Genomic DNA, 11584 nt, shown 5'->3' on the forward strand with positions numbered 1-11584 from the left:
TTCCTATACCACCTTGAGGTTGTAATTTCCAATCTTTTTCAGAGGAACCCCAAACTTGATTTGAATACTTAACCTGAACGAATAAATCCATTTTTAACTCCTCAGAGTGATTATATGTTACTTTTAACTGTGGTAAAACAAAAGCATTAAACATATTCGAATAGCTTTTATCATTATCCAACTTTGTTGGCCATAACCAACCATATCCATGATCTATTATCCAAAAAGTTGGTTTCCATCCTTTTTCACTACTACTTGTAAATATATAAGGATCAAATCCAGTTGCGAAATTAAATTGAAGATTTGTTTTTTCATTGAATTGGTATATATTTTTAGAGTATTCAAGCCAAGAAACTATAGCAAAGTAATTCATCTCCTCTTTTTTATCTACTTTAAAATCACCATTATACCATTCTTTTGATAGATATCCATTAAATTGAAATTTAAAATCTTCATAAATTTTAAACTGTGTTAATAGGTTAAGTGCTGCATGGTTCATATGTCCATTAGGATTAGATTTAACAAATGATCCATAAAAATAAAGGGGTTGTATTGCAAATTGTAGTACTTCAAAGTTTTCACTTTTAGGAAAATATTTGTAAAAATCTAATGAAGTACTTATCCAAGTCCAGTATTTATCATCAGTTGAATGGAAAAAATTGGTTTGTCTAGCTCCTATCTGTGTTCTCCAAATAGCTTTAGTATCAAAAAAATTTTTATGTATATATTCAAAATGTCCTTTTGGAACACTAAAATCATGATTGGATTTATTACTATCTTTTTCATATTCTCCACTGTAGATATTCATTAATCTATTCCATTCAAAGAATAATGACCATTGTGGAGTAAAAGTATAATCTAAGTAAAGCATTGGATGTGCAGTAGCTGTTTTATATTTACCTGAATTTCCATAGATTGTAAAAATTGTTCCAATCTCTCCATAAGGAGTAAAAGAATTTTGAGTTAAATTTGTTTCTTGTTTTAATTTCTTTTCATATGAGTTCTGTATACTGTTTCCAATATCTGTACTTTTAAGTTCTGCAAATGCTCTATTACATAAAATTGAACTTAAAATCAAAGAATATATCAAATGTTTCCTCTTCATAGGCTACTCTCCTTATATATCGTTATGTAATTTTATTTTAGGAATCTACAAACTCCATGTTGAAACTATTCTTGTTACCCAAATCCAAAATGGTGCTGCTACCATAAATAAAAGTACACTTACAGCCAATGAAGATGTTCCAGTACGAACATAAACCTGATAACGGCTACTTATAATAATTCCTGAAAATGCAGGTGGTAGTGCTCCTGAAAGAACAAGCATCTGAAGATGAATTGGATCTAATTTTACAAGTAATCCAACTATCAATAAAAGTCCAGGCATTAATATTAATTTAATAAAAGTATTATAAATAATCTCTAAATCAAATTCAAACTTTAACCCTGATAATGTTAATCCTGCAGCAAATACTGCAACTCCTGAGTTAGCTTTCGATATTAACTCAAAGTTAGGGTCTAAAATTGGTGGGAATTTTATTCCTAACAAAACAATTATAACAGCCAATATAGGTGCCCATGCAACTGGTTGTGTCAAAGCACTTATAACTGGATTTTTTTCTAACTTTTGCATCTCTTGCTCAAACTCATCAATATCTTTTTTTATTCCAGTTTCACCGCTAAGATCCTTAATAAGCTGTCCTGTAACTTTTGCTCCTCCAGGATTTAAAAGCGATAACCCAATTGGAATAGTTATAGCATTAACAACTATTGAAACTATTGCTACAACAAGACCAGTATTAGCAGTTGCTCCAAAAATTGGATCCAACACTGCAAATCCTAAGAATCCAATTGTTGGTGATCCTGCAATTAATGCGCAAACTGCTGCTTCACCCTTTGTATGCTTAAAAAATTTATAGCAGCTAAAGAATGACCACATAAAAACACCAACAATAACAAATGTACTGACTAAAGTTAACTTTATATCTTCAAATAGCATATGTCTATCGGCTTTAACAATTGATACGAATAAAGCTGCTGGTAAAGCATAGTTTAAAACTAATTTATTAAAACTTCTGGCATTGTCTTGATTAAAGGCCTTTGTTTTTCCTGAATAAAATCCCAATAGCATAATTACAAAAATTGGAATTATATCTTTCATAATAATGTTCCACATATTATCAGCTCCCTTAATTTATTTTTTAATTTTTTGTTGCTGTTTTAGGATTTAAAGAGGTAATATGCCCACTTTCAGTTCCAGTTTTTGGATCTATTATGCAATTAATCAATGTTGGTTTTAATGACTCTATTCCTTTTGTTATTGCCTCTTTTAACTCTTCTGGAGTTGAAACACTATATGGAACCCCACCAAAAGCCTCAATTAATTTATCATATCTTGCTGATGCCATAAGTGTAGTTGGTGATGGATCACTTCCTCCACCTAAATTTATATGATCGCCACGATAAATTCCGCCATTATTAAATACCACTATAGTTACAGGAAGCTTATATCTACAAATAGTTTCTATCTCCATTCCGCTAAATCCAAAAGCACTATCACCCTCAATAGCTAACACTGGTTTTCCACTCGTTATAGCAGCTCCAATGGAAAATCCCATTCCTATTCCCATTACTCCCCATGTTCCACAATCTAGCCGTCTACGAGGATAATACATGTTAACAACATTTCTTGTATCATCAAGAGTATTTGCTCCCTCATTTACAAGATATATATCTTTGTGAGAATCTACTACCTCTTTAACAACTTTTAAAGCATTAAAGTAATTCATAGGAGAAGTTTCTGTATTTAATTTTATGGACATTTTGTTTATATTAATCTCTTTATCTTTTTCAATCTCTTGAATCCAAGATGGATCAGCTTTTATTGAGGTACTTTCTAAACCATTGACTAAAAGCTCCATGCTTGATTCTATATCCCCTACTATAGGAGCTTCAATTGGTCGATTGCTATCAATCTCTTTAGGATCAATCTCCAATTGAATAAAACGAACATTTGGATTCCAATGCTTTCCCTTTCCGTGACTTAAAAGCCAATTTAATCTAGCTCCAACAAGTACAACTACATCTGCATTTTCTAAAACAAGAGAACGTGCTGCTGCTGCGCATTGAGGATGATCGTCTGGGAGTAATCCTTTCGCCATAGACATCGGTAAAAATGGAATTCCAGTTTTTTCTAAAAACTCTTTTATTAAATTATCCGCTTGTGAATATGCAGCTCCCTTTCCTAGTAATACCAAAGGTTTTTTAGCGTTTGCTAGTAAATCCAACGCTTTTATAATAGATTCAGAACTAGGTATAGATTTTGGAGCTGAGTCCTCCACTTTGAATAGAGTTTTTTCCGCTTCAATCTTATCTATAACGCTTCCTAGTAATGCTGTTGTTACATCTAAGTATACACCACCTGGTCTACCAGAAGTTGCTGCACGAATAGCTCTTGCCAATCCTATTGCAATATCTTCTGGTTTATTGATTCTATATGCCGCTTTAGCAAAAGGTTTAGCTATATTCATTTGATCTAACTCTTCATAGTCTCCTTGTTGTAAATCAATAATTGCTCTATCACTAGAACCACTTATTTGAATCATTGGAAATCCATTAACTGTAGCATTTGCTAGAGCAGTTAGTCCATTTAGAAAACCCGGAGCTGAAACAGTTAAACATATACCAGGTTTTTTTGTTAAATATCCACTTATTGCTGCTGCATTTCCAGCAGATTGCTCATGTCTAAAACCTATATATCTAATTCCTACCTCTTGAGCATGTCTTGCTAAATCTGTTATGGGAATTCCAACTACTCCATAGATTGTATCAATTCCATTTTTTTTAAGCGCTTCCACCATTATATGCATTCCATCTGTTAAATTATCATCTTGAGCAATAGCCATAGTAATAACCTCCTAAATATAAGCTACTAATATAATTTAATATCTCTGTAAAGAATTTTGTGGTAATTGAAACCAATTACCACAAAATTCAGTTAATTATTTACAAACAACATGTTTTGCACGGAACTCTTTTATTTCATTATCAGAATATCCAATCTCTTTTAAAATTTCATCTGTGTGCTCACCTAATAAAGGAGCTTTCTTGATCTCTGGAGTATAGTTCGAGAACTTTTGAGGACAACCAATAGTTAGATACTCTCCACGTTTTGGCTGCTCTACTTTTACAAGAGTCCCACATTTATGTAATGACTCATCTTTTTCTATTTCAGCCATACTTAAAACAGGTCCACAAGGAACTCCAAATTTACTTAACTCATTTACTACTTCAAGTTTATCTTTCGTCATTGTATATTTTTCAATCTCTTTATATATCTCCTGCTTAACCAAATTACGAGCTGCTGAACTGTTAAATTTAGGATCTGTTATCCACTCAGTTTTTCCAATACCCTTACAAGCTTCAGCAAAAGCTTTATCTTCATTCTGAAGAACTATATATACATAAGCATTCGGATCTGTTTCCCAACCCTTACACTTGTAGCACCAACCAAGAACTTGTCCACCCTCTGCATTTCCGTAACGCGGTACTGTGTTTCCTACTTTTTCTTCTGGATATCCTGGGAAGTGTTTAAGTTCTCCTGTATGTTCTAAAATTAATTGATCACGAAGTTTAACTCTACATAAATTTAAAACAGCTTCTTGCATTGACTGATATACAAAACACCCTTCTCCTGTTTTCTCTCTTTGCATTAAAGCAGCAAGTAGTCCTATAACCAAGTGCATACCTGTATTACTATCACCTAAAGCTGCTCCAGATTGAGTAGGAATATTGTACTCTCCTTCCCACCATCCAGTAGTTGCTGCTGCCCCTCCAGCACACTGTGCAACAGGTTCAAAAGCTTTTACATCAGCATATGGTGATTCTGGATTAAATCCTTTTATAGACCCATATATTAAACGAGGATTTAATTTATGAACTTCTTCCCATGAAAATCCTAGCTTATCTGCAGCACCTGGATGAAGATTTTCAACAAATATATCAGCATCTTTTAAAAGTTTCATTAAAATCTCTTTTCCTTCAGGTGTCTTTGCATCTAATTCTATTGATCTTTTATTACTATTTAACTGTAAGAAATATAATCCATCTAGACCTGGAATATCTAACATTTGAGTTCTAGTTGGATCTCCTGTTCCTGTACGCTCAATTTTAATAACATCAGCTCCTAACCATGCTAATAGTTGTGTGCATGATGGCCCTGATTGTACTTGTGTCCAATCAATAACCTTAATTCCTTGTAATGGTGCTGTCATAATAAATTCCTCCTTATTATTATAATCAATTAATTTGATGAACTAATTTTGCACTGTTATACAAAACACGATTATTTGTTCCTTCTTTAGAAAAAAATTTTATTTAATTTTTTTTAAAACTATTGAGATAAAAGATAATGGAAACATCCATAAAATATTGTAAATCCAAATATATACAATATCTTTTATTGTTATTGAGTCAACTAACCAACCAAAATATGTCATAAACACAACAAAAATTTGAGTTAAAACTATTGCCATAAATAGTTTCCATTGTGGAAAAGGTTTTGTGAAAAACCAACCTGAACGCCTTGTTATAAACAATAATAGATGTCCTCCAACAACTAATTGTAAAAATACCAATGTTTGCAATTGACTAAAACTTGTTATTTGACTCCAATCTCTATCTGCCCATACAACAAGTACAATACTTTGAACAACAGATATAATCCCCAAAACAAAACTAACTGTGAAAACTTTCTTTTTATTCCAAATAGATGGTCCTGAACTTATCTCAGCGTTGTCATAAGCTATTGTCATTATGGGAATATCATCCAAGAGAGCTAATGATACAAGCATTATAGCTGTCAATGGAAAAAAGGATTCTCCCATTTGTGGAGTTACTCTGTGGATTAAATATTTTCCAACTAATGTCACAATAACGGAAAATATCATTATATTAATTGTCATTGCAATACGATAATATATATAGCTCATCATTCTTGAGAATATTTTTTTAGCTTCATTTACAGCATTTTCAATTACACTTAATCCTGGATTTGTTAAAATCAGTGCTGCTGCTGCTCTAGCAGCATCTGTTGCTCCTGAAACTGCAATTCCACAATCCGCTTGTTTCAGAGCTGGTGAATCATTTACCCCATCCCCTGTCATTGCGCAAATATGTCCTTTAGATTGTAAAACTTTCACTATTTCATATTTATGTTGTGGAAATACCTCTGCAAAGCCACTTGCACTCTCCACTTGATTTTGCATGTTCGATGTTATTGTCATATTTTTATCATCTGCTCCAAAGACATCTGTTGCCAATAAAATATTCTCTCCTATTCCCAATTGATTAGCTACCTCTTTTGCAATATTTTGACTATCACCTGTTATCATTTTTATATCTATTCCCTCTGCTTTTAAAGCCTGAACTGTTGACTTACTATCTACTCTTAATGGGTCTGCCAAAGAAAATGTCCCCATATAATTCCATGTTTCTCCATCTCCTATTGCAAGTCCCAAAGATTTGAAGCCATGATATGCCAATTCATCTATCTTATCTTGAATATTTTTTAGAATATCTCCGGCTAATTTACACATTTCAACAATAACTTGTGGAGCACCTTTTACAATATGAAATTTTTTTCCATCTTTTTCCACAATGACTTCAACTCTTTTAATAACTGGGTTAAATGGGATAAAAGTATCCACCTTATATCCATCCAATAGATTTTTAGATTTCAAAGTATTTTCAATGGCCAAATCAATTACATCTTTTCCCTTAGGATCAGATGCTAAAACTCCATATATCGTTATTAAGTCTGTCGTTATCTCTCCAACTGGATATACTCCCGCCACACTTAATTTATTTTGAGTCAAGGTTCCTGTTTTATCACTACAAAGCACATCTACACTGGCCAATGCCTCTATAGAGTTTAATTTAGATACTATTGCTTTCATTTTTGAAAGTTGTAAAGCACCTAAAGCTATTGTTACAGATATCACTGCTGGCATTGCAACTGGAATAGTTGCAACCATTAAAACTAATACTGTTTTTATTATTCTTAAAATTGTTACTTGATCTAGTGGTCTTATTAAAATTAATTGAAAAGTTACTAAAATTATTGAAAGGACTATGGCTCCTATTATTAAAAAATTACCTACAGATGTAATTTCACCCGTCAGTTGACTTTTTGCTCCAGCTTCAGCTACTAGTTTTGCAGTTTTACCAAAATATGTATTAACTCCTGTTGCTGTTATGGCAGCTATTATGCTTCCTTCCTTAGCTATTGAACCTGAATACACAACATCTTGAATATTTTTAGTTACTGGTAAACTTTCTCCTGTTAAAGCTGACTGATCAACCGTTAAATAATCTCCACTTAATATTTGAGCATCTGCTGGAACAACATTTCCTAGAGTTATTGCAACAATATCACCAATAACCAGATCAGCCGCTGATATTTCTTGCCATTTAGAATCTCTTAGAACATTAGCTTTTAAGGCTAAATCATTTTTTAAGGCTGCAAGTGCATCCTGTGCACTCTTATCCTGTCTCCATCCTATAAAGGCATTCAATAGTAGTAGTAATAATATAATGATAAAGTCCTTTATATCCATTGTTATTAGCGAAAGTAGAATTGCAACCTCTATCATCCACGGAATAGGTCCCCAAAAATATGGCATTAATTTTTGTAAAAGTGTTTCTTGTTTTTCTTCCAATGCATTTTTTCCATCCCTCATTAGCCTTTTTTGAGCTTCTGAAGTAGTCAAACCTTTTTTCTCATCTGTTTCTAATTTTTTTAATAAATCATCATTTGAGATTTTATCCATGATTTTATCCTCCTAACTCTCTTTTCTTAAAACTTATTATTTAAGTAATAATCTTGATATGAGAACTCTTTCTCATCTTTATTAATTTTAACTAAGGAGTATGTTCCATCTTCATTCTCTTTCCATCTTTTCATATTATCTTTTAATATATTCTCAAAATATAGGTCTAATTGTTGCTTGTTTTTGCTATCTTTTATAGGAAAAATAAGCTCAACTCTTCGTTCTAAATTTCTAGTCATCCAATCTGCACTTGATAAAAAATACTCTTTCATACCATTATTTTCAAAAATATAAATTCTATTATGCTCTAAGAATCGTCCAACTATGCTGTATACTTCAATATTTTCGCTCATATTTTTAACTCCTGGAAGTAAACAGCAAGCTCCTCTCACTATCAATATCACCTTTACTCCTGCATTAGAAGCATCATATAATTTTTCTATCATGCTTATGTCTGTCAAACCATTCATTTTAGCTATAATCTTAGCTTTTTTCCCTTTTATAGCATTATTTATCTCTCTATCTATAAGCTTTTTAAATCTATCTTCCAGCTCTTTAGGACCAACTCCTATCTCTTTCCAATCACTCTTTTCTTGAGGACCTATTAAATTACAAAATAGGTTAGATATATCCGCCCCTATTCCTTCATCAGCAGTAAATAAAGATATATCAATATATGGCGCTTTGTAATAATTACCTGTTCCCAACTGTACGTATTTTTTTATTTTATTACCTTCTTTTCTTAAAATGAGAAGTGTTTTTCCATGAACTTTTAAATCTTTTATCCCATATATTACATGACAACCAACTCTTTCCAATTTTTTGGCCCATTCGATATTATCTCCTTCATCAAACCTAGCTTTCGCTTCAACTAGAACGGTTACTTGTTTTCCTTTTTTACATGCTTTTTCCAATGCGTCGATTATCGGCGAGTCGTGATGCTTAACTCTATATAGGGTTTGTTTTATGGCCAATACATCTGAATCATCTGCTGCTGTATCAATTAACTCTGTAATCGCTTCAAAGGATTCATATGGATGCAACAGTAATTTATCTTTTTTATTTAAAGTATCAAATATATTTTCTCCTTTCATTTTTTTAAAAAATTTCTCATTTAATGGTTTATACTTATATTTTTCATATCCCTTTAAGCCCTCTATTGTCCATAAAAAGTCTAAATTTATAGGTCCAGATATCTCATATATCTCTGTAGTCAAAAGACTAAAATTCTCTGTAATAAAGGCTTTCATATCTCTAGATAATCTCTTATCATATTCGATTCTAATAACCTCTCCCCACTCTCTTTCCTCCAGTTGATCTTCAACTTCCTTTATAATATCCGAATTTACTTTGGAATTCTCTAAAATTTCAACACCCTCATCTCTTGTTAATCTAAAAGTCCCAATCTCTTTTATCTCAAAATCTTCCAATTGAGTGTATAAATTTCCTTTTATTAACTCTTCCATTAAAATAAAATGATTTTTATCCTCTTCAAGTTTTATAATCCTTTCAAACTCCCCCCTTAATTCAATCATAACTACTTTTCTCTCTTTTGTTTTCTTATTCTCGATTATTCCTAGTAAAACTAGATTTCCAGAGGCTATTCTTGGAATTGGATGAAAGGGATCAATTTCAATTATCTCTAATACAGGTTGAATTAATCTTTTAAAATAGTCATCAGCTAACTCTCTCTCTTTTTTATTTAAACTTAAATACTCTTTTATCTCTATATCTAACTCTTTTTTTAAATCTTTTAAATAGAGGCTATATTCATTGTACATATTATCTACCATTTTTTTTATGCTATTATAAATTCTTTCTCTCTCTTTTCTCTCTCTTTTTTTAGGAATCCTAACCATAAAAAATTGATCTAAATTAGTTGAAGCTATTGCTAAAAACATTGCTCTTTCCAAGAGTGGATTTCTTCCAATTTTTGCTTCATATACAACCTTACTATTGAACTCTAGCCAACTTAAATCTCTATTGTAAATCTCTTTTTTCTTTTCTTTCATATAAAGTCCTCCTTTTAATTTTTAGTTAGACTTTTATAGAAAAAATTAATATATTTTCCTTGTTTTAAAAAAAAAAGGATAGAATCATAATGATTCTATCCTCTTATACCTCTATTATTCTTTATGATTGATTACTACAGCTAACATCTCCAATTCATCATCCCCTATATTTTCAATGGAGTGTTCCTCTTCATGGGATGTGTAGACTACATCACCTTCATTAACTGTATAAGTCTTATTTTTTTCCAAAACTTGTCCCGTTCCTTTTAAGATGTAATAAACTTCAAAATCATTAATATGCTTATGAAGTCCTATTGATGATTTTCTCTCTAAAATCACTCTACTAAAAAGTTTACCCTCATCTTTTAACTCCTCTTTGGTAAGAATTTCAATCATTTTTAATTTCCCTTCTCCACCTTTTAACCCCTCAATTTCATTAACTTTTAAATCAGATTTTTTCTTAATCATAGATACATCCTTTAATCCTTTATTTTTAGGATATCACCATTTAAAATTAATTTCAATATGAATTTATTCTAATTAATTATCTCTAGTAACTCCCAATCATCTTCACTTCTTTTAAAATATCTAATGACCCAGTTGCTTTCCAACTTTAACTTCAGTTTTTCAATATATTTGTTTGCATCCTCTGGTGTTGGAAAAAACTGTCTTGAATCTATAAAATCATAATTTTCATTGTTAATGACTTGTATCCCTTTGAAAATTTCAACCTTATACTGCCTTTTTAATTCCTGCTTTTTTACGTAATTCATAAAACCTCCGATTTAAATTTTATAAAATGACCAAATAAAACAAAACAGCCCTGTTCTTGTTACAAGGCTGTATGATAAATCATTTAAAGACTTTATATTTTTAAAATAAAATATACATTTTGGCAAAAAATAATCCTTATATCATTATATCTTATATTTGTAAAAAAGTATAGTTTTATATTTTTTGCATCAGTGCAGCTCCAATGGCCCCAGCATAACGACCTAATTCATGTGTTGATACTTTTGAACCTAATTTTTTAGAAAGTTCCTCCAAAAAATATGGACTTGCACATAATCCACCAGAAAGAAAATACTCCTCTGTCAACTTGCTTCTACTTGCAAGACCTGCAACTTTATTTACAACTGAGTCTATAATACCACAAGCAATATTCTCTTTGGCAGTTCCTTTTCCCATTAAACTAATAATCTCGCTCTCTGCAAAAACAGTACACATAGATGAGATTTCAACTTTTTCTCCCTGTTTAGCTAATCCATATAATTCATCCAATTTTACTCCTAGTATATTGGACATAACCTCTATAAAACGTCCAGTTCCAGCTGAACATTTATCATTCATTATAAAATTTTCGACATTACCACAAGAAACCTCTATAATTTTAGTATCTTGTCCTCCTATATCTATAATTGTAAAGTCTTTATTCTTAGTTATATATTGAACTCCTTTACTATGACAAGTAATCTCTGTCACTGTTTTATTAGCATATGGAACTGAAACTCTTCCATATCCTGTTGCAGTAACCTTACAATGTTCAAAATTATAACCTTCACTTTCAAGATCTTTTTTTATTTTTTCAGATGTTTCTACGCTACTCCATCCACTTGGAACAGAAAATACTCTCTCTAACTCCTCACCATAAAATATTGCAACTTTGGTAGCGGTAGAACCAATATCAATCCCTATTCTTATATCCATCTCACTTTTCAACTCCATACTTATAAACTTTTATCA

9 protein-coding genes are annotated in these 11584 nt (G+C 31.5%); all 9 read right to left on the reverse strand.

Annotation, left to right across the window (positions count from 1 at the left end; all coding sequences use genetic code 11):
- Positions 1-1105 (reverse strand): hypothetical protein (locus tag ACMOUI_RS13135; protein WP_418966148.1); only part of this gene is annotated, 1105 nt, incomplete at its 3' end.
- A 45-nt stretch (positions 1106-1150) separates the two neighbouring features.
- A complete protein-coding gene (locus ACMOUI_RS13140) occupies positions 1151-2176 on the reverse strand; it encodes an AEC family transporter (RefSeq protein ID WP_418966149.1) in 1026 nt (341 codons plus the stop codon).
- Between the two features lie 25 nt (positions 2177-2201).
- Positions 2202-3905 (reverse strand): oxalyl-CoA decarboxylase, encoded by a 1704-nt coding sequence (oxc, locus tag ACMOUI_RS13145; RefSeq protein ID WP_418966150.1) that lies wholly within the window; start codon positions 3903-3905, stop codon positions 2202-2204.
- Between the two features lie 96 nt (positions 3906-4001).
- A complete protein-coding gene (gene frc / locus ACMOUI_RS13150; RefSeq protein ID WP_418966151.1) occupies positions 4002-5273 on the reverse strand; it encodes a formyl-CoA transferase in 1272 nt (423 codons plus the stop codon).
- Positions 5274-5372: 99 nt separating this feature from the next.
- Positions 5373-7829 carry a plasma-membrane proton-efflux P-type ATPase gene (locus ACMOUI_RS13155; RefSeq protein WP_418966152.1) on the reverse strand — a complete coding sequence of 819 codons (2457 nt, stop codon included), beginning with the start codon at positions 7827-7829 and terminating at the stop codon, positions 5373-5375.
- A 26-nt stretch (positions 7830-7855) separates the two neighbouring features.
- Entirely contained in the window at positions 7856-9841 is a 1986-nt protein-coding gene (gene ppk1, locus ACMOUI_RS13160) for a polyphosphate kinase 1 (RefSeq protein WP_418966153.1), read from the reverse strand.
- A gap of 114 nt (positions 9842-9955) precedes the next feature.
- Positions 9956-10309, reverse strand: coding sequence for a cupin domain-containing protein (locus ACMOUI_RS13165; protein WP_418966154.1), 354 nt, complete (start codon positions 10307-10309; stop codon positions 9956-9958).
- Positions 10310-10377: 68 nt separating this feature from the next.
- Positions 10378-10614: a hypothetical protein gene (locus tag ACMOUI_RS13170; protein ID WP_418966155.1), complete on the reverse strand. Its 237-nt coding sequence runs from the start codon at positions 10612-10614 to the stop codon at positions 10378-10380.
- 175 nt (positions 10615-10789) lie between these two features.
- Positions 10790-11566: an acyl-CoA dehydratase activase gene (locus tag ACMOUI_RS13175; protein WP_418966156.1), complete on the reverse strand. Its 777-nt coding sequence runs from the start codon at positions 11564-11566 to the stop codon at positions 10790-10792.
- Between the last annotated feature and the right edge of the window lie 18 nt (positions 11567-11584).

Source organism: Cetobacterium sp. (assembly GCF_048470075.1).
Taxonomy (GTDB): Bacteria; Fusobacteriota; Fusobacteriia; order Fusobacteriales; family Fusobacteriaceae; genus Cetobacterium_A.